This window comes from Salinivirga sp., from assembly GCF_055145285.1.
The window spans coordinates 40936-67068 of sequence record NZ_JBSRDC010000038.1 but is presented as its reverse complement, the minus strand read 5'-3'; the positions used below and the strand labels follow the sequence as shown (position 1 = coordinate 67068).

Below are 26133 nucleotides of genomic sequence, written 5' to 3'. Positions count from 1 at the left end.
TTTATTTATACTTCTTTTTCAATTTTTGATAAATGTTTTTCAATTATTGCTTTGAATGCTTCGGGATCTCTGTAACCCTGATAAACATATTTTTCAATTATAAAGCTGGGCGTTCCTTTTAACTTTAAATTGTCAAATTCCTGTATGTTTTGCTCTAAATATTCAGAAGCTTTTTGTCCGTCTATACATTCTCCAACAAAAGGATCTTTCACGCTGAATTCATCGATCATGCTCTGGAAGTCTTGTGTGTAGACCACTTTAGGTTCATGTAAGAGTAATTTGTGCAAATACTGAAAGTTTCCATATAAGTTTACACAAACAGCAGCCTTGAGCGCTCGTTTTAACCTGGAGTCTTTTGTTTTGGATGTCAGTCGCATCACAATTTTGATGCTTTTCTCTTCCATTAAGGAACTCAATTCAGGCATAACGTCTGTAAAAAACTTTCGGCAGTAGCTGCAATTGTAACTGGCATACATATATACGGATAATGTAGCGCTGTCGTTACCAAATACTATGTCTAAAGGTTGTTGCTTTGCTATATTTATTATTGCCTTGCTTTTGGCCTCAGGCTTTTTATCGTAATACTGCCATAGTTTTATTGCCAGCAAAACTATTATTGCCAGGGAGAGGGTATAAGCTATAATATGGTTTTTAGTCAATCGCATTTGCTGTTTACTTTTTTTCTTTTTGAGCCTTGCCTTCTTTTCGGTCGAGGTCGGTACTGAAGTTCACCAGCCGTGGATGGAAAATCAGGTTTAGTCCTCTTTCTTTAAGTCGTATTCTAGTTTGCATCATACGGCGAGCAGCTTTACTATCTGGACCATATTTTGTTTCTCCCTCCAGGTCTTTAGCAATAATGGGTGTTCCTCTTCTGTTGGCTTCATCATCACCTTCGAATACAGTGCTCTCAAATCCCTGTTTTTTCAGTACTTTTTTGTTTTTCCCAAAAATCACGTCGCTGAAGAACATAATAAAGTGATATTCATAATCTTCATTGAAGCTTTGCATTCCATAGGCTGACATGTCAATTTTATTACTTATGATATCAGTTTTGGGGAAGAAAATTTCGTTTTTGTATATGAAGACATTGCTTCTCAATGTTCTGAAAACCAGGGTGTCAAGGTCGCTTAGTGCAGGTACCGGATATTCAGAAACTTCCATTAGTGGTTCGTAATTATAAATGGCACCGTTTTCGAGTTTAAAGTCTCCGAGTACATTAATTTTGTCGTACACAACATCAAAATTATCTGTAAAAATTACTCTTCCATCGAGGGTGCTGGTAACTTTACCGCGTATGTTTTCGGCAGTAAAGTCATCCTGGTCGAAGTTGTCTGCATCTACCAGCATTTGATGTATGTCTACATTTTCCATTTCGTTTTTGAAATAGAATGTTATCAGCGTATCTTCTGGGGAATCTTTTCGGGTATCGTACACAGCCGATGTAATGATTTTTCCTCCAAAAGCATCGAATGTGAGTTTGTCGGCCACATAAAGGCTATCGTCAACGCGGAATTTTGTGGAAAGGTTCTCAAGGTAAATGTTTTCGTATTTAACACTATTAAGTGCAAATGTTCCACGCACGATGTACGGCGGAATATAAGTTTCTTCTGTACTTGTGGTGTCAGTGTTTGCAGCAGTTTCTTTGGTTACTTCCCTGTTTGATTCAGTGTTAGGTTGTGCTTCGGGTTTTGATTTGTTTTCAGCAATTTCTGTATTGGCGCTTGTGTCTGCTGCAGTTGTGTCTTCTTCCATGAATGGTAATACCATTGCATAGTCAAATTTGCTGAGTTTGGCGTGGGTGTTGACTATAATTTTTTTGTCTTTTTGTTCCAGCAGGAATGCTTTGTATACGTTCCATATTTCGGTGGAGTCCAGCCAAAAGTCGAGTCCGTGCATTTGAGCATGCACATTATCAATTCTCATGGTGTCGTTTGCCATGGCAAAGTCAAGGTTCAGCTTGTCTATACTGGTTAACGTATCATCGGGCATGGCAAAGTTGAAATTTGCTATGTTTAGTCCGAATTCGCTTTGTTCAAATACGATAGGCATTATTTGAGTTTCAATGGAGTCAAGGTCTACCGTGCCGTGCGATTTTAACCCAAATGCAACCTGCCCGCCCATTTTATCGACCAAACTATCCGGCATAAGTTGCTTTAATTCATCTAAATCTAACCTCAAATCAGAAGTTAAATTGAATGTTGGTTTTGATAATCCTTTGACATGTGCTTTAGCATTAAGTGTGGTGTTGCCCATTTTTAAGTAAAGCGAATCCACATTGGCTCCCATGTTGTCCATGTCGCTGACAAGGCCAAGAATATCGGCCATTAGCACAACATTATCAATTTTTACATTGTATCCCGGTGCTTCCATGGTGAACTTATCGAGTACCATGCGTTTATTTGGGCTGTAGGAGAAGTTTGCTGAGAAGTTTTCTACTTTCTGCATGGAGTCCATGGCTGTGGCAATGTCGCGAATTTGCACATCCAGTTTGGTGCGTGTAAGAAAATAGTCGGCACTGTTCAGGCCAGGGTTTTTAGGTAGTGTGCCATGTGTGGTAAATTGAAAGTCGACTTCACCCCGCAGGTATTCAACGGTGCCTTTGGGTAATAATGCTGCAAATTCATCGAGGGTAAGGGCAGCATTGGTTTTGACCCGGTAAACAGGTTGTTCGAAATTTTTTACATTAAATGATGCATCAACACGGCTTTTTGGGGTGGCGAGATGAAAACTTTTAAAGTTGGCGGCCATTGTTTGCATGTTATTCGGGTCTGGTACGAACACACTTCCTGCGAAAGCCAGGTTTTCTATGGCCGGGTATTCAGTTGTGATGATGCGGCCACCTTCAAGTGCCATATCTGTATTGACCGCCGGCAGGAGCAGAGTATCGTAGAGGTAACCTTTTACTTTGCCCGAAAGGTTTAATATACCTCCCATTTCTTGTAAGCCGTATTCGGCCAGCATTTCTTTGGGGGCATATTTGCTTAATTCTTTGAGGTTTACATCTTCGAGGTTGAATTGCATGTCCATATAGATGGAATCCCGTATCATGGCATTACCACTCGCTGTTAATTTGGCGCCATCGGTTAAAAAGTTGAGCGATTCCAGTTCTACGGCGCCATCATCATAGTCGACCATAAAGGCCAGTGACGTCCGGTTCATCAGGTTGAGGTTTGTGCCGTTGTATTTACTTTTGGTTAGTACAACTTCGCCTTTGAGGGAGCCTTTGTAATATTCGTCAAGCACGCGACCTGAGATGTCCATTTCCGGGATATGAAGTAAAGCTGCTGCACCCATGGATTCGTCTCTGTAGTTGATTGTAACGTCGCGGATAGTTAAGTTGCTAAGGAGCACATCAAGTACACTTTCAGAGGTGTCTGAAGTAATGGAATCTTCTTCCACATCTGTGGTATCACTCTCCATTAGGAAATCAATGTTGGTTGCTCCTGAGGAATCTACGAAGTAATTGAAAGCAAAGCCTTCTATTTCAATTTTCCGGATTTTAATTTTATTGTAGAATAATGGTCTTGATTTTATGGACACATAAAGTTTGTCAAGACTTAGCAGGGTATCATTGCTTTGGCGGTCTGTTGTATCGGTTTGGTTTTTCCGGTATGGACCTACTTTGAGCCCATGAAATGCTACTGTAGCATATGGAAAATTGCGTGTAATATGGAGTTCCACATTGTCTACTTTCACTGGAGCATCGAACATTTCTGTAACTTCATCAAGCGCCAGACGAGTGATGGTGTTTTCAGAATGTAATGCTATGCCTACTGCAACGAGTATAAGTACAATAAGCGATAGTAGCGTAATGAGCAGAACTTTTCCTGTTTTTTTGAGTATGCGTCCGGTTTTCATTGTAAGGCGTTTTAGGTCAGACCTGTATTATTATTGCGCAATGTGTGAATTTCTATTGTTGACTAATTTACTGATTTTATATGAAGCAAACTGAATAAACACATAGTGTTTTCATTATTAGTTGCAGGTTGACTCGCTATCTGAAAATTTGATTGAGCCAGGTGTCTTTATAGCTACTCAGGGTTTCTTCAACTTCTTCACTGCGGAGGTGTATGGCCACAATTTTGCCATTTCCGTCAATGAGGTAATTGGCAGGTACGGCTTTTATGCCGTATTTTTTTGCAGGCTCACTTCGCCAGCCCCTCAAATCGCTAACATGGTAAGGCCATTTCAAATTATCATCTTTTATGGCTTTTAGCCAGCTTTCTTTTTTGGAGTCGAGCGAAACACTGAAAATTGTAAACCCTTTACCATTAATAAATTTCGTGTTTTTATATTTTTCATAAGCTTCAACCAGGTTAGGGTTTTCTTTTCTGCAGGGCACACACCAAGATGCCCAAAAATCTATGAGCACCATTTTTCCGCGCAAATCCGACAGTTTTATTTCTTCACCATTGTGGTTTTTTTGAGCTATTTCTGGCGCCATGTCTCCAACTTTGACATTCTGTGCATTGGTTGGCAACCCGAGTAAAAGGCCAAAAACAAATAATAAGAAAAATGGTCTTTTTATCATAGTAAGTTTATTTTTCTATCTGTATTATTGAATAATAATGGCTAACCACCATGATAAAATTAATAAAATATTCTGTTTTTGTAATCTTATGCCAATGTTTTCCGGAATTTGTTGTGCAATATCGCTGTATGATATTGTTTTATTAGCCAATATTATTGTACTGAATTTACTATTTTTAGGGTTTGTAACAGATAATAGAATTTTTTATGCGTAAAGATTCAGAATTGCCAATAGCCACGGCAGAGTGGGGGTGGCGGTACCATCATACAGGTATTCCCATGAATCATAAAACGGCCGGAGAACGTTATATTCCACATTTGAAGTTTTATGTTTCAGGTTTTCCTGAAAGCCCTGTAGGTGTGGAGTGGATGCGTTTTGAGGCGGATTGCCATTTGCCTGAAATAATTCAAAAGTTACCACATGTAGCATTTGAAGTTGATGATTTGGATGCCGAGCTTGAAAAACACAACTTCAAAATGCTTACACCTCCAAACCCACCTTCTGATGGTGTGCGTGTAGCAATGATTGAAATCAATGGAGCTCCCGTTGAGTTACTGGAGTTCGACCATTGATTGTTTTACTTGCCTGTTGTGCTGAAGGTCAATAGCTCAACTATCCGCTCTGCAGCTCCTTTGGCCGACGCGGGATTTTGCCCCGTCACCACTCTGTGGTCTGAAACCACCTTTTTTTGAAATACAGGCGATTTTTTGAACTGCGCACCACGCATTTTTAATTTCGATTCCAGTAAAAATGGTACTACATCATCAAGGCCGGCTGCATTTTCTTCTTCGTTGGTAAAGCCGGCTACTGTTTTGTTTTTTAATAAGAAGTTATTGTCTGAAAGCTTGATGTTGACTAACCCTGATGGACCGTGACAGACTGCTGATACTAAACCACCATCTTCGTAGATTTTGCGACTCGCCTGCTGAAGTGCTTTGTTTTGCGGAAAATCCCACATGGTACCGTGTCCACCTGCATAGTAAACGGCACGATATTCAGAAGGGTTGACCTGATTGGCTGGAATAGCATTTTCAATGGCTTGCTGTGCTTCTTTATCGTTCATGAATTTTTTATTGAGCGAGTCCTTCATGTTCATGCCATCAATTGGCGATTTGCCTCCTTTGGGGCTAGTGAATGTAATTTGAAAACCAGCTTCTATAAAAGTGTAATACGCATGTGATACTTCTGAAAGGTAATATCCGGTTGAGTCTCCTGTTTCACCGAGTAAGCCATGGCTTGTAATGGCTATTAGTATTTTGTTGAGTGGTTTTGGGTTTAGTTTCACCGGATTTATTTTTAAGATATCATAAGCTTTTCTGTTTTCGGGTTGCAAATGTATCTGTGAGGTGGTGAAAAATATGTTGCCAGCCGTATCTTTACTAAATGAATCGGCCCAGTGTATAATACTGTCCTGAATTATTTGAACCAATTTCCCATTATTTTGCAATACATTTATGGAATTGTTTTCCAGTCCTCCCATCCATAGGTTACTTTGATCGTCGAAAAGCATACCGTCGGTTGCGGGAATATGCATTACGGTATCTATTGAAGCCGCCAGCTGCTTTTTTGTTATGGACTTACTTTGCAGAGCTGATGTAGGAATGCGATATAAAGTATGCCCGCTCAGAGCTGTGAAATATAAATGTTTGCGATTTGGACTGAGGGCAATGCCATCAGCATCGATACTGTTTTTCCACATTTTGCCATTTACCACAAGGTAGTCTGTTTCGGCATGTGTGGCAGAATGCTCGTCCAATAAGCGTTTAGCCTCTCCTGATTTTAAGTCAAGCACGATAAGGGCTCCGTTGCCCGAGTCTGTTATGTAAGCTGTTTGATCTGTATTGTCGATTCTTACATCATTAAAATAGGAGTTTTTAGTGTACTCTTTATTGTCAAAATTATACTTGTTTATAAGCTTGTCTGTTTGCAAATCAAATTGATAGAGCACCGGACCAATACTGTCTACTCCCCGAAATTGGGCGTTGCGGGTGTCAAGTACCCATAAGTGATTTTGCTTGTCGACAAAAACAGATTGAACAGCCAGAAAGCCATCGGGGTTGTTGCGGTTGTTCCAGTTTTTTGTAGGATAGGGTACAGCTTTACCATCAACAATTTCAGCTACTGAAACAGGTGTGTTGTCTGACCAAAACGGGAAGTTGACAAATATTCTGTTGCTATTGCTTACAGCTACACCTGTCCATTGGTGATTTGATTGTGCAATTGTCTCAACTGCTTTTGAGTTCGTGGTTGTGGATTGTTGCTGGCAACTAAAAAGTAACAATCCTGCCAGTAGTGTTGGTAGCAATTTTTTAATCTGCATAGGATCTCTTTTTGAGAGCCTAAACAACCAAGTTGCTGCAATTGTTGCTGTTTATTTCTTTTAAGTGTTTGTTAGGAGTTTATTTTTGAGTGTTTTGCTACTATTCAAAAGGGCCATTCCTGTTCGATTTTTTGCAATCTGCTTTCAAGTACTTGCAGATTTCTTTTGCCCTCACGTAATTTCTTTTGTAAACTTCTGTTTCCCCATAGATACCGGATAAATGGCATGGCTATAATGGAAGCTGTAATCATGGCTAATTCAGTGAGTATGGATGAAACTAACTGATCACTATTGATGATTGTAATGGTTGCTACAATGATAGTTAAGACCAGGCTCCATGCTAAGTTTTTCTTTAGTTGGGCTTTATGTTCCCTTTTGATTTTTTCCGGATTAATACAGATTTCAATTTCTTTTTTTATTTCGTCTGTTATTTTCTTTTTTTCTTCTGCTAATTTGCGCCGATCATATTTTCTGTTGTAAAGGATTTTTCCGGCAGCCAGCTTTTTAGGGAAATCGATACTGCCATCATGTTTGAAAAAGAAAAAGAGTTCATCTTTGCTTTTTTTAGACAGCGTGTTTTCTTGTGATGTCATTGGTTTACTTTTTCAAATAATAGATTTTTTGCTCTTGGATTGTTTATTACCAGGCTTATAGTTGCTCCATTTTCTTCTAAAAATGAAATCGATTGTATTAAGCCTGAATTACTTATAAATGTCAAGCTTTTGGAATGTTCAAGAATTATATCTTTCGGAAATATGGGACTTTGTATTTTCAATTTATCGTTTTCATATTTAATTTCATATTTAACATCAAGCTCCTTTGAATAGAATGTTCCTGTTAATTTATCGTAATTAATATTTGGTTCTTCTTCAACCCCTCCTTCTTCTTCTTCAACTTTCAATGCTAAGTAACTTTTGCCATTTTGATTAAGCGTATGACTATTTACTTTACCATTTCTTAGATGAAATACAAGTTCAGCTTTGGCTTCTTTTACAAAAAATGCTGAATCTGATTTAGCATATAATTTATAATCTTTATTATATACGTTTGCAAAATATTCATCACCCTTTTTAAAGAAAGTCAGATAACAATCTTTGTCATCAACCTGTTGGTATTTGCCGGCACACAAAGCGAAAAATTCATCGTTTATTTCTTGCTCTGTTGACTCACTTTTTTTTGTTTTTTTCTCTGTCTCATCACCAAATAAAATATCAGCAATGTCATTCATCATTTTTTGAGGGCGTAGTGTTCCATTATTACTTAAAATAACCACACCAATACTTTCTTCAGGAAAAAAGACTGTTACCGACTTGTAGCCTCCCCATGACCCATCATGTCCATAAGCTTTCTTATTTTTTATTTCAGTTATGTACAAGCCATATCCATAATCTATGGTTTTATTTTTGGCTAAACTTCCTTTTTGAGTCATTTTGTCAAAGGCGTTATTTCCACGCAATGTCTTACTGTGAAAGTTGATTATCCATTTTGACATATCTGAGGTGCTGCTCCTAAGTGAACTGGAACCAGGGGCGCTGAGATTATTAGAAAAAGGGAGGTAATTATTTCCGGTATAAACATAAGAATTGGCAACAACATCTGCTTTTTGATTACTGTTTCCGACAAAATATGTGTTGTTCATCTCCAGGGGAGCAAATATATAATTATGCATCCAGCTATTAAATGTTGTATCTGTAACTGCTTCAACTATTTTTGCCAAAAGGTTGTAATTGGAATTACTATATGAAAATGCAGTACCCGGGGTAAAATTCAAACTTTCCTGTTTTTTTAGCATTTCATAAATATCATCCAATGAAAGTGGTTCATCGGGCTGCCATCCTTTTAAACCAAATAACCCAGGCCAGTCTCTAATACCGGAACTGTGATGAACAAGTTGATATATTGTAATATCATTCATAACCTCTGGCAAATCAGGCAAATACTTAATGATTTTTTCATTCATATTAATCTCACCTTTTTCTTCTAAAAGAGCTATTGCCATTCCTGTAAACTGCTTACTTACAGAAGCTATGTCAAAAATTGTGTTTTCAGTTATTTGCAATTCTTTGTCTAAATTGGCTGAACCAAAACTTCCTTTATATAGGATAGTATCTTTTTTTGTAATTATTACCGCCAGTCCGGGTTTCTTCTCTTTATCTATATCGTCTGATTGATTATAAACTTGTTGTTCAAAGTACGAATCTAATTGGGATTTTAATTCCTTTTCCTGTTCCGGTTTGCACTGGATAAGACTGGCAATTACAAATAATGCCAATACAAACGTTCCAATTTGTGTCTTTTTCATCATGATTTTTTTTGTTCCATTTTTACAGATGTTTTTCAAATTGCTTTATTTCGCTAAAAAGGTTTTCGATGTTTTCCTCGTCACACTCCCAGTCTATACGCACCAATCCCAGGTAAGATTTGGTGCTGAATTCCGGGATGAAGCTCATATCAAAATCATTGATGATGATTCTGTATAGCGGGTTCTTTTTCATAAAGTTGAGTATTTCATGCTGGATTTTCTGGTCGTAAAGAATTTTTGCGGCTCTCTCTATTTGCTCTCCGTTGAGCACTAGTTTTTTGTCTAGTTTTCTGTTATTAAACTTCTCTGATTTGCGTAAGTTGGGAAACTTAAGTTTGTCAAATATTGTTTTTTTACGAATATGCACCAGCGCTTTTTGGGGAACATCTACAGGTATGAATACCCCGCTGTAAATAGCCCTAATTCCAAAATATTTGGGGTTGGAAAAGGCGGCGAAAAAGCGGTTTGAGCCGGGGTTGTCAGCAAACCAAATTATACGGGCATGCATGGTCTGTGTATGCATTGCAAAAACACTCTGGTCTTTTACGCTTGATTGCGCCTGGCGACCTGTTTTGTCAGCGAATTCTTGTAGTAATTCTATTGCTGTTTTTTCTGCCATTTTTATTGTTTAATCGTTTTCTTTCTCTGTATCTTCATTTTTTTGTCCCTTCTTCCATCGGCCCGATTCATTAAGCGCTTTGGTAATAAGCCATTCCAATTGGCCATTGGTGCTGCGGAATTCATCCGCAGCCCATTTTTCCAACGCTTTCATTTTTTCTTCTTCGAGACGAAGTACGAATTTCCTTTTGGCCATAAATTTTAGTGATTGAGTGTTCCGGCATTTACAATTGGTCTGGCTGCTTCATCGGAGCAAAGTACAACCATCAGGTTGCTAACCATTGCGGCTTTGCTTTCTTCATCGAGCGTAATTACATCTTTGCCTTCGAATTGTTTTAGGGCCATATCTACCATACCCACTGCGCCTTCTACGATTTTTTCACGGGCTGCAATGATTGCTGATGCCTGCTGACGACGGAGCATGGCGCTTGCAATTTCTTCGGCGTAAGCTATGTAGTTGATGCGCGCTTCAATAACATGTATGCCGGCCAGCTCCAGACGTTCTGCAATTTCTTTTTCAAGCTCATGGTTGATTTGTTCACCACCTGAACGCAGGGTTAAGTCGGCATCTTCATCTTCAAAATTGTCATACGGATAAGCACCGGCAATTTTACGTAGCGCAGCTTCGCTTTGAACAAGCACAAAGTGCTGGAAATCGTCAACCTGAAATGCTGCTCTGAATGTTTCATCGACTTTCCACACGAGCACAACGCCAATTTTTATCGGGTTCCCCACCTTATCGTTTACTTTAATGGGATCACTGTCGAAGTTTCGCGCACGCAGCGAAATTTTCTTTTTCACAAAGAACGGGTTCACCCAGAAAAAGCCATATTGCTTTATGGTTCCTTTGTAGGCGCCAAAAAGCACAAGTACAGATGATTCGTTGGGATTTACAATGACAAATCCGATGCTCAGAAATGCTGAAATTAATGTGATTGCAAGCAGCGGGACCATTTTTGCCAAAATAATGCCTACAATTGACCCAATGAAAAGTATCAATAGGATGGTTAGCATTGCAAATCCATTCATCCCTTTGTACGTTTTTTCCTGTTCCATAGCTATAATTTTAAAATGATTGTTAAATGATATCAAAATGATATCACAATAATACGATGAATTTTTAAACAAACCAATTTTTTTTCAAAAATCTCAAACCCAAACTTTTGAATTGACCGTTGTATATTTTATATAATGACTACCTTTACCTATCCTAAGACAATAATGGTATCTATATGGAAAAAATAGCGTTAGCGCCTCATTTTGAGGTGTCCAGAATAATACATGGCCAATGGCGATTGCTTGACTGGCAGCTTACAGATTCTGAATTGCTACGTTTCATAGAACAAGTTGTAGAACTGGGCATTACTACATTCGATCATGCCGATATTTATGGTGATTATGAGTGTGAACCCGCTTTTGGTAAAGCATTAAAGCAAAAGAGCGGCATCAGAGAGGATATACAGATTATTACAAAATGTGGTATTAAGTTAATTTCAGATAAATATCCGGAAAGGAAAGTTAAAACTTACGACTATTCCTACGAGCACATTGTTTCGTCTGTTGAAAATTCGTTAGTTAATTTACATACGGACTATATTGATCTATTGTTGTTGCACCGGCCATCGCCTTTGTTTGATCCTGATGAGGTGGCAAGAGCTTTTGGCGATTTAAAGCAAAGTGGAAAAGTGCGGTTTTTTGGTGTGTCAAATTTCAACCCACAGCAATATGAGGTGCTACAATCTTACCTGGACGATAAGCTGGTTACAAATCAGGTTGAGATATCGCCACTGAACCTTTCGGCTTTCGAAGATGGTAATATTGAAAGTTTCTTAAAGCGCAGGATTAACCCCATGGCCTGGTCGCCCCTGGCAGGAGGCAAGATTTTTAAGCCTGCGAATAATCGTGAGTTAGCGGTAAACCAAGCCATTTCAAATGTTGCAGAAGAAATGGGGTTACGGTCTGTTGACCAGGTTGTTTATAGTTGGCTTTTAAAACACCCGGCCGGCATTTTACCCGTGGTGGGAAGCGGTAAAATTGAACGGTTGCAAAAAGCAGCTCAGGCACTTAGTTTTATTATGACTGATGAGCAGTGGTACCGTATTTTTATTGCTGCGAAAGGGGATGAGTTGCCATAGGGTTGGAGTGCCCTGTTTTGTGCAATGGGGCACCAAATTTTGACATAACCCTACTTTTTTTGCTACAGGTCAATAAAGGCAAAACCGCGTGACGCCATAGCTTTAGCGTTTCACCTGCGGCAAGCCTTCGTCGACCGAAGGGTGGCTCAAAAACCCGCCGCTTAAAGAAAAGTGCTAAAAACCTGGTCTTTATATCTAAAGTTTACGAACTCACACCGATTTTTCAAAAAAATCGGTGCTCAAACAGCGCAAACTTTGACGCCATAATAACAAGGTTTTTTTAACGCATTTTTCTTCATGCGGCTAGCTGGCAAGCTTTTTACTGCTGATCAACGACAAGACCCAAGGCGGGTTGGCCAGACCAAATTACTCGTAAACTCGTGAGGGCTAAAGCCGTTGGCGGGCCAGCGCAGGGGTGAATGTTCTACTCGAATTAATCCATAATTATGATTTTCAATCATTTTATGGATTGTATGAGGGTAAATCCCGATATAGAAAATATTAGCAACTGCTGAAGACAGTTGCGCTATATTTTCATAATCGGGGTTCAATGGATATAAATGGTATAAAAGAGGTTTGCCCAGCTTTTATATGCCATTTAATTCATTGAACAGAGCGGGATGAACGGCGAAGCCCTCATGAGCCGATAGGCGAATAACCGTAATTTGGTCTTGATTTCCGCCAATTGTCGGACAGGTTTTGATCCTTTTCATCAAGGAAAAGGATATGAGAAATTATTCATCACGGATGCCCGGGTCTATGCAACATAGTTTAATTCTATTGAGCAAAATAGGACGGGACATCCAAAATATTAATTTAAAACCCACAATAGGCTGATAATCAGTGGTGCATTTTTAGGGCGTCGATGTGGTGCACAAAACAGGAATTAGAGATGAGCGATGAGCAATGGTACCGTATTTTTATTGCTGCGAAAGGGGATGAGTTGCCATAGAGTTGGAGTGCGCGAATCGAAATACTTTATGCTTATTTCATATGTTGATATTTAATTTTCAATGGTCATATGGAATCTCCTTTTCCCTAACAACAAGCCTTTTATTTTTATTCCTCCGAATAATCATGCTCGTGTGCTTCGGCATGCTCAGCAGAACTGTGTCAAAAGCTTTGTCATGGAGGTTTCATCTGTTTACAATTTTGATTTTAATGATCAGACCCGCCTGCCTTAGTAGTACGGCGGGCAGGTGGAGCTCGCCATGATGAATCATATTTACGTCATACATGGTTTTTACTTCCATTATAATCAATGTGCGTGCCTTGCTCCGCCGTCCGCGTTCGCTGAAGCTATAGCGGAAGCGAAAGCTACGCGAAGGCGCAGTGTGTCAAAAATTTTGTCTTGGCTCGGTTCATCTGTGTTGGTTTTCAGGTGATTTGCAGCAAAAATTTTCGGGTTTGTTATTAAAATGTTTTCTGCAGCAAAAAAACGGCAGCTATAGATTTCTATAGCCGCCGGGAAAATTAATTTATCAAAAATTATTCTTCACTATAATTTTGCTTCAGGTATTTTAATGTTTCAAAAGGCGTTTGTTTTTTCCGGTCGGCATAATCGTTTAATTGTGAATCGTTTATTTTTCCGATACGGAAGTATTTGGAATGTGGGTGTGCAAAGTAAAGTCCGCTTACTGAAGCAATGGGGTGCATAGCCATGTTCTCTGTTAGTTTGATACCGGTATTTTTTTCTGCATCGAGAAGTTCCCAGATTTTGCGTTTTTCGTCGTGGTCCGGGCAGGCCGGGTATCCGTATGCCGGTCTGATACCCTGGTATTTTTCCCGCAACATAGCATCTACAGTAAGGTCTTCCTCGGTAGCATATCCCCACATTTCTTTACGTACTACTTCATGCAGGTATTCGGCAAAAGCCTCTGCAAGCCGGTCGGCCAATATTTTGACCATAATTACATGGTAGTCGTCATTTTGTTTTCTAAAATGTTCTTCTACCTCTTCGAGTCCTAATCCTCCTGTTACAGCAAAGGCTCCTATGTAGTCTTTCATGTCTGAATCTGATGGTGCTATAAAATCGGCAAGGCAGAGGTTGGGGCCGTCTTTTCGTTCCTGGTTGCGCAACTGGTTAAGATACATTTTGATTTGGTTGCGTTGATCATTTTCATAAACGATGATGTCATCACCGTAGCGTGCAGCCGGAAAAATACCTGCTACGCCGCTGCACTTCAACCATTGATTGAGTTCAATTTCGCTGAGCATTTGTTCTGTATCATCAAGCAATTTGCGTGCTTCCGGGCCATTAACCGGATCGCCAAGAATTGCAGGGTAGCGACCTTTGAGGTCCCAGGCCCCGAAATAGAATGTCCAGTCGATGTAGGGTCTGATATCTTCTATTTTAACATCATCAAATACTTTTATGCCTGTTTGTTTGGGTTGGTATACGCTTTCGTCAGTAAAATCCAGCTGTATGGCATTGGTACGGGCATCTTTAATGTCCCTAAGTTCCACCTGATGTTTGTTTTCGTATTTGTTTCTGATTTTTTCATATTTTTCTTTTATCTCTTCAGCGTATTGTTCGCTGTTTTTACCCAGGATGTTTTTAACTACACCAACACTCCGGGAGGCGTCTTTTACATGTATTACAGTGTTTTTGTATGCTGGTGCAATTTTAACTGCGGTATGCAATTCTGATGTGGTAGCCCCACCAATAAGTAGGGGTAAAGTAAAGCCTGCCTCGTCCATTTTTTTGGCTACTTCAACCATTTCATCCAGAGAAGGTGTTATGAGGCCACTCAGGCCAATGGCGTCAACCTGATAATTGTGTGCTTCTTCGAGAATGGTTTCTGCAGGCACCATTACGCCAATATCAATGACATCATAACTGTTGCATTCAAGTACAACATCTACAATGTTTTTGCCTATATCATGCACATCGCCTTTTACGGTGGCCAGTAATAATCTACCTTTTTTGCGTGGCTCGGTACCTTCCGCTTCTTGTGATTTTACGGTGGGTTGGAGTATTTCAACGGCTTGTTTCATTACCCGGGCTGTTTTTACAACCTGTGGCAGAAACATTCGACCTTCACCGAAAAGGTCGCCAACCGTATTCATCCCATTCATGAGAGGACCTTCAATAATTTCAAGGGCTTTGTCGTATTTTTCAATTGCTTCTTCGAGGTCCTCTTCCAGGTAGTTTCTGATGCCTTTAAGTAAGGAGTATTCTAGTCTGTTTTCGAGGTTTTTCTCGCGCCAACTTTCTTTTTGTACTTCTGTTTCCTGTTTCTCTTTTACATTTTCTGCAAAAATCATTAAACGCTCAGTAGCATCGGCGCGTTTGTTCAGTACCAGGTCTTTGGTTAGTGCAAGTAAATCTGGTTCAATGTCATTGTATACCTGGAGTAGATTTGGGTTCACGATACCCATGGTGAGGCCGGCTTTAATGGCATGATAAAGAAAAACAGCGTGAATGGCTTCTCTCACAGTGTTATTGCCTCTGAAGCTGAATGATAGATTGCTTATTCCGCCGCTGATTTTGGCGTGGGGGAGGTTGTTAGTTATCCATTCACAGGTGCGAATGAAATCTACTGCATAGTTATTGTGTTCTTTTATGCCGGTTCCAATGGCCAATACATTGGGGTCGAAGATGATGTCTTCCGGAGGAAAATCGCTTTTTTTCGTTAATGCGTCGTAAGAACGTTGCGCTATTTCTTTTTTGCGTTCATAAACATCGGCCTGTCCGGTTTCATCAAAAAGCATAACTACTGCTGCAGCACCGGATTGCTTAATTATTTGTGCGCGCCTGATAAATTCTTCTTCCCCGTCTTTCAGGCTAATGGAATTTACAATAGATTTTCCCTGTACGCACTTTAATCCGGCTTCAATCACATTCCATCTAGAGGAGTCAATCATGATGGGCACTTTGGCAATGTCTGGTTCAGCTGCAATAAGGTTAAGGAATTTAACCATTGCCGCTTCGTCATCGAGCATGGCATCGTCCATGCATACATCAATAACCTGAGCTCCGCCATCGACCTGATTTCTGGCCACATCCAATGCTTCTTCGTACTTTTCTTCGCGTATAAGCCGTGCAAATTTTTTGGAACCGGCTACATTGGTGCGTTCTCCGATGTTTACAAAATTCAATTCAGGTGTAATTTCCAGCATTTCCAGTCCGCTGATTCTGGTAACCGGCTTGTATTTGGGAACTTTGCGCGGTTGGTATTTTTCTGCTACTTCAGCAATAGCTTTAACGTGGTCTGGTCTTGTGCCGCAGCAACCACCAATGATGTTTACCCAACCTTTTTTAAGGTAACCTTCGATGAGGTTGGCCATTTCCCGTGCGGATTGGTCGTATTCTCCCAGTTCGTTGGGTAGCCCGGCATTTGGGTGAGCGCTGGTATAAACCGATGCCATGTTCGACAGATCTTCGATGTAGGGTGTAAGCTGTTCGGCACCCATTGCACAGTTCAATCCAAATGAGAATATATTGCCATGCATCATAGAAGTGTAGAAGGCTTTCAGCGTTTGTCCGCTGAGTGTGCGACCGCTGGCATCTGTTATTGTTCCGCTGATCATTATGGGCACGTTGGTGCCTTTATCCTTGTTTACTTCTTCAATGGCGTATAGGGCGGCTTTTGCATTGAGTGTGTCAAAAATGGTTTCTATCAGTAAAACATCCACGCCCCCTTCAACAAGCGCTGTTGCTTGCTCTCTGTAAGCTTCGTAAAGGTCGTCGAAATGTACTTTGCGAAACCCCGGGTTGCTTACATCGGGCGATAATGAGGCTGTTTGGTTTGTTGGGCCTATTGAGCCGGCTACGTATCTTGGTCTGTCGGGCGTGCTGAGCTCATCGGCAGCTTCTCTGGCAAGTTTGGCTGCATTATAATTGATAAGGTGCACCATGCCTTCGAGTCCATAATCGGCTTGTGAGATGGCGTTGCCATTAAATGTGTTGGTTTCGATAATATCTGCACCGGCTTCGATGTACTTTTTATGTATTTCCAGGACTGCTTCAGGGTGGGAAATGTTGAGCAATTCATTATTGCCTTTATAATCTCCACCGCTCTCCGGTATTGATTCATGATGATAGTCTTCTTCCTGAAAGTTATATGCTTGCAGCATTGTTCCCATGGCGCCATCGAGCACCAGTATTCGTTTTTTAACTGCTTCGTAAATGTTGGGTTTGTTTTTCATAGATTATAGTATTAAATGCGCATTTACCGGGGCAAGTGATTGCCGGTAGTAGTTTTTATTCTGGTAATGGGTGAAAATACTTTCGTTGCTGATTCTGCGTAGTGCCATAAAAGAAACAAATTTACGTAAATTATCACTATTTATCAATAGATCAGCAAGCTTTACTGTACCCACGGTATAATGATATTGTGGTCCGATATGCTGTTCTTCAATGGTTTGTAAAGGTAATATGTCGATGGTTTCGGGTTTTTGGTATCGGAAATACATTTTTAACATTACATCTTCTGAAACTTCCGGCGGGTTTGGCAGATGCAGTTTTTTGTACTCGTACTTGTATTGGTGGCTCAATGCTGAAATGTCTGAGAGCACTGCAGAACCAGTAGGGTGTCCGCCAGCTCCTTTGCCAAACATTAATTGTTTATCATATGCTTCACCTTCAATGATTACACCATTGAACTCGTCATCTACATTGTAAAGATAGTTTTCTGGTTCCACAAATGCCGGCATCACAAACAGGGCGACTTTATTGCCGGGTACTTTGCATGCATGAGCAATGAGTTTGATTTTTAAGCCTTTTTCACGTGCAAAGCTTATATCGTTGCCAGAAATTCCGGAAATGCCTGTGTAGAATACATTCTCAGGTTTCACTATAGTGCCGAAACCGTGTAATGTGAGAATGATGAGTTTATACATGGCATCGTAGCCATCTACATCGAATGTGGGGTTGCTTTCTGCAAAACCGTTCTCTTGTGCCTCTGCCAGCGCATCTTCATAAGTTTTATGATGTGCGTACATTTGTGTAAGGATATAATTGGATGATCCATTCAGAATACCGGTAATGTTTTGGAGGAGATCGTTGTCGTAATACTCTTCCAGATTTCTTATTACCGGTATACTGCCACAGGCTGAAGCGTCGTAGAGTATGCTCTGGCCAGTGTCTTGCTGCATTCTTATGATCTCTTCCAGGTTTTCAGCAATCATTTTTTTATTACCGCTCACGACATTTTTTCCGTTATATAGGGCGGTTTTTACCAATTTTAGTGCCTCTTTATCGTCATCGATAAGTTCTACAACCGTATCTATTTCGTTTGAATTGATTATTTCGCTGGCATTAAACTTAAGGTTTTCGGGTACTATACTTCTTTGTTTATTCGGATTTTTAGCTACTACAGTATGTATGGCTGCTTTAGTCGAAGGAGATTTCTGTAGTACTTCGTAGAGTGACTGGCCTACTGTGCCAAATCCAATGATTCCTATTTTAAGTTGATTGTTGTTCATCATTAATGATTTAAAGGTTTAGATTGTTTTTAATTAATTGGGCTACTGTGCGACTTTCTGTCAGGAATGCATCGTGCCCGAAATCAGATTCTACTAAATGGTAGGTTGATTTTGGCAACATGTTCGCCAACCTATATTGTTCATCGGAAGGAAATAACTGATCGTGGGAAAATCCAATAATTAGGGTTGCGGTCTCTGTTTTCTCCAGTATCGCTTTTACATTACCGCGTTTTCTCGAAATATCATGGCTATTGAATAAGTCAATCATAAATTCATAAGTTTCGGAGGAGAAGCGTTTGACCAGTTTTTCACCCTGGTATTGCTGATATGTGGCAGCATAAAACTGACCATCTTCATTTTGTCCTTTTTGTGTACGGTTATAGGCTTCACCTGAGCGGTAGCTTAACATCGCAATTGCCCGCGCTGCTGCAAGTCCTGATGCTTTATCTTTCGTTTTCAGGGCCATGCGTTGCGTTTCATTAATGGCGATGTTCCAGGGGGAGGCATAATAGCTTGAGGCTACCAGCACCAGTTTAGTTATGGGGATTGTGTGTTCGATACCCCATTCCAGCGCCAGAAAGCCACCAATTGAAGGTCCTGCAAGGATTTCAATTTTGTTAAAACTGAGTTGTTTTGCCATCTGGTTATATATACAAGCAATATCACGAACGCTTAAATTCAGCTTTTCTTTATCAGACATATTTGCTCCTGCTTTTAATTCTTCGGGTGTTGAAGAACCATAGCAAGAGCCTGGGGTGTTCGGGCAAATGATAAAATATTTGTTGGTATCGAAGGTTTTTCCGGGTCCGATCAGTCCCGGCCACCATGCCTCAGCATTGCTGTCGGCAGTGAGGCCATGGCAAATCCAAATCACATTGTTTGCATTAGTGTTTAAAGCTCCCCAGGAGTGATAAAAAATTCGAATCGAGGGAATGATTTTGCCCTGTTCTGTCTCAAAATAGCGAACATTAAGTGATCCTGTGTTTCTTATAACTTCGTTTGTTTTGGTTTGTATTTCCATTTTATATTTTTGAGGTTTGATTAAACTTTATCAAGGGCCTGGCTGAAATCGTTTTTAATATCCTGAATGTGTTCTATGCCGAGTGAAACCCTTATTTGGCCCGGTCTTACGCCTGCCGTTACTTGTTGTTCCTGTGTTAATTGCTGATGTGTGGTAATGGCCGTCTGAATTACAAGTGTTCTGTTGTCTCCAACGTTGGCCATATGTCCTGCCAGTTGGAGATTATCTATTATAGCTGATGCAGCACGAATCCCACCTTTTACTGTGAAGTTGAGTACGCCGCCGTGGCCATTTGTCAGGTATTTTTGAGATTCCTTGTGCGAGGGATGATGTTCCAATCCAGGGTAGCAAACGTTGTTAACCTTGCTGTGGCTGGTCAAAAAGTGAGCTAATTCGAGTGCATTTTCTGATTGTTTCTGGGCTCTCAGAGATATTGTTTCCAGCCCTTGCAGTAACATAAAACTGTTAAACGGACTTTGTACCGGGCCCAAATCACGTAATAATTCTGCTCTGGCCCGGGCAATAAATGCCAACGCTCCAAAGTTTTGGCTGAAATTTAATCCATGGTAACCCGGGGATGGTTGGTTGAGTAACGGAAATCGTTCATTGGCCCAATCGAAATTACCACCATCTACAATGATGCCGCCCATGCTTGTGCCATGTCCACCAATCCACTTGGTGGCAGAGTGCAGTACGATATGAGCTCCGTGGTCAATGGGCCTGCAGAAATGACCCGCGGCTGCAAAAGTATTGTCTACTATTACAGGAATGCCATGTTTGTTTGCAACCTTAACAATGGACTTGAAGTCCGGAATTCTGAATGACGGGTTGCCAATGGTTTCAAGGTAGATTGCTTTTGTATGCTTATCAATGAGGGCATCAAATGCTTCAGCTTTCAGGTTTTTGGTAAAGCGCACATCGATACCGAAATTGCGAAATGTGACATTAAATTGATTGTGCGTTCCTCCATATAAAAATGGAGACGTGACAATATTATCTCCTTGTTTTGCTATGGTTGTAATGGCAATCAGCTGAGCTGCATGGCCTGATGCTACAGCAAGTGCGGCTGCGCCATTCTCCATATCGGCTATGCGTGATTCAAGCACGGTGTTTGTCGGATTTCCAAGCCGGCTGTAAATATTCCCACTTTCTTCCAGACTGAAAAGTCGCCTGGCATGTTCTGAATCGTTAAAGTAAAAAGCATTGGTTTGGTAAATTGGAGTAACTCTTGCGCCGGTAGTGTCATCTTTTTTAAATCCTGCGTGTATTTGTTTTGTCTGAAAATGCATAATTAATTTATTTTTTGGTTTGAATTATTTGAGTTTTGAACATAATTTCTCCATCCAGCTTCGCGGGTTTTTTCGCGCTATCTGTTACTATGGCTGGTTGGGGAGTGTGTTATTCGTTGCGTTTGATTGTGGCCACGGATTTTTAATTACGCATTATGCCGACCTCTCTGGCTCTGTTTGGTTGGTATATTTTAATCTTGGTTTCCATGTTTAAATAACTTTTTGTGTTAATTGATTAGCAGGAATATCCTCAATAGAGATGTAATATCCATCGTGAAAGAATTGAGTTGCTTCAACTTTTTGGGTCTCTGGCACGCTGAACGTTATATGGTGATCAGAGTAGTCCACTATTCGGGAAGCCGAATGCGTGTTTTTCCAGCGGCTAAATAATATAATGCTAGCGGGAATGTTTCTTGATAATATGGTGATGGTTGTCTGGGAGTTACCTGTATCGTGTTTTTTATTTGCGGTCGTAATAATTATGGGCCTTTCAGTGATTTTTTCTGATGCTTCAATGCTTGTTACCGGATTGTTTGTTGCATTTGGATTATAAAAGTATACAGCGATATCGGAACCTGCAATTTCTTGGGTAACCTTTGGATGAATAATAGCTGCTCCGGTTTGTTCCATTAAACAGAGTGCAATTAGGTTGAGCCTTTTTACAGGTTGAGTTTTTAATACAAACTTGGGATCGGCACTTCGTACTCCTTCTGTGTCTTTCCAGAAAACCAATTTTAGTACACTAAGCTTTGAGGCTAGAAATGCGGCGGTATAATCTGATCCCCCACGACCAGTCAGACATGTATTCCCTTCTTTTGAAATTCCATAGAACCCAGGTATAATGATAATTTTGTTGGCATTTATTCGGCGAATTAGTTTCTGTGTGTTTAATCCGATGAAATTGGCCGAAAATGGATGGCTTTCTGTTTTAAGCTCAAGAGCTTCGGGGCTTGTTAGTAAACTTTTAACCAAATTGCTTAGCGCACCAATAAGTATAATGGAAGATAATCGCTCTCCAAAACTTAAAATGTGTGCAAGTTTGTATGGGTCAGGGTTTGCTTGGTAAAAACTAATGTGTTTACTTATTTCAGCAAGCGCTTTATTAACCTTCTTGTATATTCTTGATTTTGCCTGATGGTCATTAATAAGACTTTTGGTCCATTCATAGTGAATTTGTTTTAGTTTCTTTAAAGATCTCTTTTCGAGATTATTATTGCGAGCTGCCTCATCAATAATATCTGTTACACCATAAATTGCCGACACGACAACCAGTTTCTTAGAGGCTGTGTTGATTAATGAAAGGAGTGTTTTGTGTGTTTCTTCTGGATCTTTGAGTACAGATCCACCTATTTTGTGTACTTCTGTATTTTGCATAGCATGAATGATTTGAATAATAAGTGATGCGTTTTAACCCTTTTAGGGTTTTAATAATCTGCTGGTATTAGCAGCTACGCATTCGCATGCAGTGCGAACATGAAGAACAAATTGTGAAAGCCTGAAATCTGAGTTTAGCCGGAATAGGGAGGTTCGAGGTACGTTTCATAATTAAAATTTTAGTTATAATTCCCTTTTGGGCAGGTTGTGGCACCTTGCTATTGCCGGTTGCCAGAGCATCTACGAGCCTGTTCTCTCCGCTCTTCTTTATAACTCAATCGATAATCGCTTAAACGATTAAATGACTGAAACTCTCTACAAAGAAATATCATTTATATTTATAAAGCAAAAAAAATGCTGTTCAAAAGTAGGAACAGCATTTTTTAAAAAAGTTAAGATTTTATTCGGTTTCTTTAAACCCAACCAGTATTGCTATGCACCCGTTTTTAAGTTTATCACTGGTGTTATCTGTTTCGGGGATTTCTATTTCAACAATTATTTGTTGGGTTGTATTTGATGTAAAGTCCCACAGTTCGGCCATATTATGTTTGTTATTATCAAAAAGGACTTTATCATTGGTGTCTTTCAGTTTGAAGCTTACATTTCCAAGTTGGTCTTCGGAACATACCAGAACGCGATATTCCTGGTCGGCGTAAAAAGTTAGCATAAGTTCGGCAATGTCTCCTTCGTTCAGTAGGGCACTGTTAACCTGTCCATTAAATATGTAAGGGTCGAGTTTCGGTACGCAAGATTTTTTTGTGTATTTACGACATTGTCCTTGAGCTTCACCAATCAGGCTGAGGGAAAGCAAGGCTGTAAGAATAATAATAATCGCGTTTTTCATTTTTACCGAATTTTTATACAATAATAGTATTTTCAAATATGAAGACCAAAAAATTATGGGTTTGTAATCTTATTTCTAAGTTCTGTAGTATAGCTTTGTATATTTTGGAGTGTTTCCTGATCCATTTCAACCCGGGTTTCTCCTTTTATGGTTGTTTTTCCGTTCTCTTTATCTGTTTCAACACCTGAGTTGCTGGTAATTATTGTAACATCCTCATAAAGTGTATGTAACTCTTCGAGATCTGCCAGTATTTTTGCTGACTTATGTTGTGCCCTAATGTGTGGTTTTATGAGTTTAATAAGGCTTTCGAGAGATAGTTTTTGTTCGGCCAAGCGTTGCAAAACTTTTTTATTGGGTTTTTCTTTGTCCAATGATTGGAATGCAAGGTAGTTGCCTTCTATCCAACCACCAGTAATTATCATGGCTGCAACAATACTGCGATTGTTTTCTTTCAGGTAAACATCCACATCACTGTATATTTCGGTTATGATGTGTAGCAGGCTATCACGGTTACCAATGTTTTTTTCTAATTTATCCAGAGCAAAGGTTTCTTTATCCTGAGGAATCTGGAGTGACTCTGTCAGTTCTCTGATTACAGCAAGGTAATTTATAGCCTCCTGTACCTGGTCGAAAATGCGGGCGTAACTTAAATCGGCTCCATAAACACCTAAGTTTAGTGCTTGTGTAGTCTGGTCTATGTAATATTGTTTGTTTTCTGCTGGATTTGTTAGTTCAGGATTGAATCTCATCCCTGCATCTCTTGTCATTTGTGCCATTTCCAGTGGCGAGGGTACGTTATAAAATATTTGTTCAACAAGTTTTTTATCCTGAGTTAGGTTACCAGCTTTCTCGGCATCTTTGGCATTTATGTTCTTTTCCGGGTTTGTATTACATGCTGATGCGAGGAGAATAATAATAATGGAGAAAAATATGATTTTTTGCACGGCTTAAATTTTTTGAAAAGATACAAACAATATATGTTACAACAAATATGCTTTACCCCTTTTTATTGAAAACGTTACGAAAATTTACGTTTTTTCCGGTTGTAAGGTTTTATAAATCCATTAAAATATTTGATTAATCGGGTTAATTTTTAGGTTTTCGATTTTTCTTTTTCCTTTTGCGTTTTTCAACGCTGAACCCAAATTTGCCCAGCTTCTTACCCAGTGTATAGTATTTTCCGTGGCTGTATGCTATCAGGTCGGCTTTATCTAATCTGAATGCATTGTTGGAATCGAAAAAATCTTTCGAAGCTTTTATGTTTACTACTTCGGCCAAAAACATGTCGTGTGAGCCTAAGGGGATAATTTGTTTTGTTTGGCATTCAATATTTAGGGGCGATTCCAGTATAACCGGTGAACCTACTTTTTCTGCCGGACCGGGTGTGAGGCTCATTTCCTTAAATTTGTCATAATCGCGGCCCGACCTTACTCCGCACCAATCTGTAGCACGAGCTAGTTTTTCAGTGGTAAGGTTGATGACAAAATCACCTGTTTTTTTGATTATTTCATATGAATGCCGTTCTTTTCTAACGGAGATATAGCACATCGGCGGTTTAGAGTTAACTGTGCCTGTCCATGCAATTGTAATTAGATTGTAATCTTTTTCTTCGTGACCACAACTTACAATAGTTGCTGGCAATGGATAAATTAAGGTGCCGGGTTTCCAATTTATTTTTTCCATCTTAAATTAATGTAATTGATAATTATTGGGATGTTAATTTATTACAAACATAATGAAGCTAAACCGATATCCCTTATTTTTAAATTATCTTTGAGTAAATTTATTCTTCAATTCATCATTATAACGAAGCAGATTTAAAATATACAATTATGAAAATTGTTCGAATACTCATTGTACTGATAGTGATAGTGGTTGTTGCAGTATCAGCATATTTCTATCTTGGAAGGGTTGAGCGTCCGCGGATGAAGTTGCGAACATACCTGGACGAAAATGCTGTTTTGTACCATCAATTTGACAATAAAACAGTAAAGCAAATTGCCCGCTGGAGTGGGCTGGGAGACGAAGCACAGCGGCAGGTGTTAACTCTTATCGCGGACTCTTCCCGGGTCGGGCATGTTGTCAGGTCCGGTAGCACGTTAGTTTCATGGCACCTAACCCGTCAAAATAATTTAGAGCCCTTATACTGGTTTTTTACAGATGATGATTATGTATTATCGGGCGACACTCTTTTTAATGGTAAATCTGTGGGTAATCTCACAGAAGTTAAAAGCGCTAATAAGTTTTTTATAGCAGAGGGACACCAGCTACTCCTGTTGGGTGCCGATGGTGAATTAATGGAACAGGCTGCTGCTTTTGAGTTATTTGCTGATTCTGCATTGATTAAATATCCACGGCATCAGTTTGAAGGTAATGTGAAAAAAGCAACGAAGTTTTTAAAACATGCCAGCACATTGTTTCAAAACATAGAATTTAATGCCGGGCATTTTCGTCTGACAATTCAACCAGTTAATAATGCAGTCTATTATAACTTATTGGTAGATAGCTTGCCAAATCTATGCGGTGAAATTAATAATGATGGGTTTAATAAGAAAGTGCCTGTTTCGGCTCAAAGTGCAATACAATATAAGTTCAGGGATGCTTCCTGTATTCGCGATAATCTTAATGAAAAACTCAGTCAGATATTGTGGGATGCTGAGGATCGGTATCAATTTAAATTTGGTAATCTGGTTGAGGCATGGGTTGAGGGCAGCGTTACCTGGATGCACTGCAACTTTATTGGCCTGAAAGAAGATATTGCTATGGTGAAATTACGCTACGATGCTGCACCTTTTGCTACAGGTAACCGTTTTTTTTCGGAATATGAAACCATTAAAATTCAAAATGGTAATAATGCAATGAACTACACTATAGCTCGTATGCTGCCCAATGAATTGTCTCAAATATTATTTTCCAATGCACAAACTTCTCAAAAGCTTTATGTGACTCAATTAAAGGATCATCTGTACTTCTCCCCTAGTAAAAAAGCGCTGCTTATGCTTCTGAATGAATTAGTCAATGGGCAGTATTTGCAGGGTTTTTCTAAACATCGAAATAATGTGGCAAGAATATTTGTTCGCTTTCCTGAAATAATGAACAGTAAACAGAAACAGACGCCTGAATATGGTTGGATTATAGAAGGCTATGGAGGATTAACAGGCAGTGGGCTTGTTCTACAGGGGAGTGTTTTTAGTACAAATAATTAGTAATTGTCAACAATATATGATAGCTTGTTATTAGCTTTTCGCAATTTATACTTTGTGTTGCAAC

The 26133-nt window shown here is 39.7% G+C and carries 20 protein-coding genes and 1 riboswitch; of the genes, 3 read left to right on the top strand and 17 right to left on the bottom strand.

Annotated features, from left to right (window positions below; genetic code table 11):
• Positions 1 to 5: 5 nt before the first annotated feature.
• The 3 genes from ACTB0Y_RS07550 to ACTB0Y_RS07540 all read right to left on the bottom strand — a co-directional run bounded on the left by ACTB0Y_RS07550 (position 6) and on the right by ACTB0Y_RS07540 (position 4531).
• Positions 6 to 665, bottom strand: coding sequence for a DsbA family protein (locus ACTB0Y_RS07550; RefSeq protein WP_463206205.1), 660 nt, complete (start codon positions 663 to 665; stop codon positions 6 to 8).
• A gap of 7 nt (positions 666 to 672) precedes the next feature.
• Complete coding sequence (locus ACTB0Y_RS07545) at positions 673 to 3858, bottom strand: AsmA family protein (RefSeq protein ID WP_463206204.1); 3186 nt, start codon at positions 3856 to 3858, stop codon at positions 673 to 675.
• A gap of 136 nt (positions 3859 to 3994) precedes the next feature.
• Positions 3995 to 4531: a peroxiredoxin family protein gene (locus tag ACTB0Y_RS07540; RefSeq protein WP_463206203.1), complete on the bottom strand. Its 537-nt coding sequence runs from the start codon at positions 4529 to 4531 to the stop codon at positions 3995 to 3997.
• Positions 4532 to 4737: 206 nt separating this feature from the next.
• Between ACTB0Y_RS07540 and ACTB0Y_RS07535 the strand changes: the two genes are divergently transcribed.
• On the top strand, positions 4738 to 5103 hold the full coding sequence (locus ACTB0Y_RS07535) for a VOC family protein (RefSeq protein ID WP_463206202.1): 366 nt from the start codon (positions 4738 to 4740) through the stop codon (positions 5101 to 5103).
• 5 nt (positions 5104 to 5108) lie between these two features.
• Here the strand turns inward: ACTB0Y_RS07535 and ACTB0Y_RS07530 are convergent, their stop codons facing one another.
• From ACTB0Y_RS07530 to ACTB0Y_RS07505, 6 genes are all read right to left on the bottom strand, one after another.
• Positions 5109 to 6851, bottom strand: coding sequence for an L-dopachrome tautomerase-related protein (locus ACTB0Y_RS07530; protein WP_463206201.1), 1743 nt, complete (start codon positions 6849 to 6851; stop codon positions 5109 to 5111).
• Between the two features lie 104 nt (positions 6852 to 6955).
• Complete coding sequence (locus tag ACTB0Y_RS07525; RefSeq protein ID WP_463206200.1) at positions 6956 to 7444, bottom strand: hypothetical protein; 489 nt, start codon at positions 7442 to 7444, stop codon at positions 6956 to 6958.
• The gene (locus tag ACTB0Y_RS07520; protein WP_463206199.1) at positions 7441 to 9153 is read right to left on the bottom strand and encodes a serine hydrolase domain-containing protein; all 1713 of its coding nucleotides are present in this window, start codon (positions 9151 to 9153) and stop codon (positions 7441 to 7443) included. The genes ACTB0Y_RS07525 and ACTB0Y_RS07520 overlap by 4 nt, the downstream gene beginning before the upstream one ends.
• A gap of 22 nt (positions 9154 to 9175) precedes the next feature.
• Positions 9176 to 9772, bottom strand: a complete 597-nt coding sequence (locus ACTB0Y_RS07515; protein WP_463206198.1) for a hypothetical protein — start codon at positions 9770 to 9772, stop codon at positions 9176 to 9178.
• Between the two features lie 9 nt (positions 9773 to 9781).
• On the bottom strand, positions 9782 to 9967 hold the full coding sequence (locus ACTB0Y_RS07510; protein WP_463206197.1) for a type II toxin-antitoxin system antitoxin: 186 nt from the start codon (positions 9965 to 9967) through the stop codon (positions 9782 to 9784).
• A gap of 5 nt (positions 9968 to 9972) precedes the next feature.
• Positions 9973 to 10827 carry an SPFH domain-containing protein gene (locus ACTB0Y_RS07505; RefSeq protein WP_463206196.1) on the bottom strand — a complete coding sequence of 285 codons (855 nt, stop codon included), beginning with the start codon at positions 10825 to 10827 and terminating at the stop codon, positions 9973 to 9975.
• A gap of 176 nt (positions 10828 to 11003) precedes the next feature.
• On the opposite strand from ACTB0Y_RS07505, the gene ACTB0Y_RS07500 reads away from it, so the two are divergent.
• Positions 11004 to 11906 (top strand): aldo/keto reductase, encoded by a 903-nt coding sequence (locus ACTB0Y_RS07500; protein ID WP_463206195.1) that lies wholly within the window; start codon positions 11004 to 11006, stop codon positions 11904 to 11906.
• Between the two features lie 1488 nt (positions 11907 to 13394).
• Here ACTB0Y_RS07500 and metH read toward each other — a convergent pair.
• From metH to ACTB0Y_RS07460, 8 genes are all read right to left on the bottom strand, one after another.
• Positions 13395 to 17057, bottom strand: a complete 3663-nt coding sequence (metH, locus tag ACTB0Y_RS07495) for a methionine synthase (protein WP_463206194.1) — start codon at positions 17055 to 17057, stop codon at positions 13395 to 13397.
• 3 nt (positions 17058 to 17060) lie between these two features.
• Positions 17061 to 18335, bottom strand: coding sequence for a homoserine dehydrogenase (locus ACTB0Y_RS07490; RefSeq protein ID WP_463206193.1), 1275 nt, complete (start codon positions 18333 to 18335; stop codon positions 17061 to 17063).
• A 10-nt stretch (positions 18336 to 18345) separates the two neighbouring features.
• Positions 18346 to 19356 carry a homoserine O-acetyltransferase family protein gene (locus ACTB0Y_RS07485; protein ID WP_463206192.1) on the bottom strand — a complete coding sequence of 337 codons (1011 nt, stop codon included), beginning with the start codon at positions 19354 to 19356 and terminating at the stop codon, positions 18346 to 18348.
• Positions 19357 to 19376: 20 nt separating this feature from the next.
• On the bottom strand, positions 19377 to 20645 hold the full coding sequence (locus ACTB0Y_RS07480) for an O-acetylhomoserine aminocarboxypropyltransferase/cysteine synthase family protein (RefSeq protein ID WP_463206191.1): 1269 nt from the start codon (positions 20643 to 20645) through the stop codon (positions 19377 to 19379).
• A 210-nt stretch (positions 20646 to 20855) separates the two neighbouring features.
• Entirely contained in the window at positions 20856 to 22019 is a 1164-nt protein-coding gene (locus ACTB0Y_RS07475) for an amino acid kinase family protein (protein WP_463206190.1), read from the bottom strand.
• A gap of 180 nt (positions 22020 to 22199) precedes the next feature.
• Positions 22200 to 22295: riboswitch (SAM riboswitch) on the bottom strand.
• A 124-nt stretch (positions 22296 to 22419) separates the two neighbouring features.
• Positions 22420 to 22863, bottom strand: coding sequence for a hypothetical protein (locus ACTB0Y_RS07470; protein ID WP_463206189.1), 444 nt, complete (start codon positions 22861 to 22863; stop codon positions 22420 to 22422).
• A gap of 53 nt (positions 22864 to 22916) precedes the next feature.
• Positions 22917 to 23807, bottom strand: a complete 891-nt coding sequence (locus ACTB0Y_RS07465) for a hypothetical protein (protein ID WP_463206188.1) — start codon at positions 23805 to 23807, stop codon at positions 22917 to 22919.
• 142 nt (positions 23808 to 23949) lie between these two features.
• Positions 23950 to 24546 carry a flavin reductase family protein gene (locus ACTB0Y_RS07460; protein ID WP_463206187.1) on the bottom strand — a complete coding sequence of 199 codons (597 nt, stop codon included), beginning with the start codon at positions 24544 to 24546 and terminating at the stop codon, positions 23950 to 23952.
• A 149-nt stretch (positions 24547 to 24695) separates the two neighbouring features.
• On the opposite strand from ACTB0Y_RS07460, the gene ACTB0Y_RS07455 reads away from it, so the two are divergent.
• On the top strand, positions 24696 to 26069 hold the full coding sequence (locus ACTB0Y_RS07455) for a hypothetical protein (RefSeq protein ID WP_463206186.1): 1374 nt from the start codon (positions 24696 to 24698) through the stop codon (positions 26067 to 26069).
• Positions 26070 to 26133 lie beyond the last annotated feature (64 nt).

Excerpts from the sequence above, each read along its gene's own strand:
- ACTB0Y_RS07490 (WP_463206193.1), bottom strand. The coding sequence starts at position 18,335 with ATGAACAACAATCAACTTAAAATAGGAATCATTGGATTTGGCACAGTA.
- ACTB0Y_RS07460 (WP_463206187.1), bottom strand. The coding sequence starts at position 24,546 with ATGGAAAAAATAAATTGGAAACCCGGCACCTTAATTTATCCATTGCCA.
- ACTB0Y_RS07535 (WP_463206202.1), top strand. The coding sequence starts at position 4,738 with ATGCGTAAAGATTCAGAATTGCCAATAGCCACGGCAGAGTGGGGGTGG.
- ACTB0Y_RS07525 (WP_463206200.1), bottom strand. The coding sequence starts at position 7,444 with ATGACATCACAAGAAAACACGCTGTCTAAAAAAAGCAAAGATGAACTC.
- metH (WP_463206194.1), bottom strand. The coding sequence starts at position 17,057 with ATGAAAAACAAACCCAACATTTACGAAGCAGTTAAAAAACGAATACTG.
- ACTB0Y_RS07475 (WP_463206190.1), bottom strand. The coding sequence starts at position 22,019 with ATGCAAAATACAGAAGTACACAAAATAGGTGGATCTGTACTCAAAGAT.
- ACTB0Y_RS07520 (WP_463206199.1), bottom strand. The coding sequence starts at position 9,153 with ATGAAAAAGACACAAATTGGAACGTTTGTATTGGCATTATTTGTAATT.
- ACTB0Y_RS07485 (WP_463206192.1), bottom strand. The coding sequence starts at position 19,356 with ATGGAAATACAAACCAAAACAAACGAAGTTATAAGAAACACAGGATCA.
- ACTB0Y_RS07505 (WP_463206196.1), bottom strand. The coding sequence starts at position 10,827 with ATGGAACAGGAAAAAACGTACAAAGGGATGAATGGATTTGCAATGCTA.
- ACTB0Y_RS07545 (WP_463206204.1), bottom strand. The coding sequence starts at position 3,858 with ATGAAAACCGGACGCATACTCAAAAAAACAGGAAAAGTTCTGCTCATT.
- ACTB0Y_RS07470 (WP_463206189.1), bottom strand. The coding sequence starts at position 22,863 with ATGAAAAACGCGATTATTATTATTCTTACAGCCTTGCTTTCCCTCAGC.
- ACTB0Y_RS07455 (WP_463206186.1), top strand. The coding sequence starts at position 24,696 with ATGAAAATTGTTCGAATACTCATTGTACTGATAGTGATAGTGGTTGTT.
- ACTB0Y_RS07540 (WP_463206203.1), bottom strand. The coding sequence starts at position 4,531 with ATGATAAAAAGACCATTTTTCTTATTATTTGTTTTTGGCCTTTTACTC.
- ACTB0Y_RS07510 (WP_463206197.1), bottom strand. The coding sequence starts at position 9,967 with ATGGCCAAAAGGAAATTCGTACTTCGTCTCGAAGAAGAAAAAATGAAA.
- ACTB0Y_RS07550 (WP_463206205.1), bottom strand. The coding sequence starts at position 665 with ATGCGATTGACTAAAAACCATATTATAGCTTATACCCTCTCCCTGGCA.
- ACTB0Y_RS07480 (WP_463206191.1), bottom strand. The coding sequence starts at position 20,645 with ATGCATTTTCAGACAAAACAAATACACGCAGGATTTAAAAAAGATGAC.
- ACTB0Y_RS07500 (WP_463206195.1), top strand. The coding sequence starts at position 11,004 with ATGGAAAAAATAGCGTTAGCGCCTCATTTTGAGGTGTCCAGAATAATA.
- ACTB0Y_RS07530 (WP_463206201.1), bottom strand. The coding sequence starts at position 6,851 with ATGCAGATTAAAAAATTGCTACCAACACTACTGGCAGGATTGTTACTT.
- ACTB0Y_RS07515 (WP_463206198.1), bottom strand. The coding sequence starts at position 9,772 with ATGGCAGAAAAAACAGCAATAGAATTACTACAAGAATTCGCTGACAAA.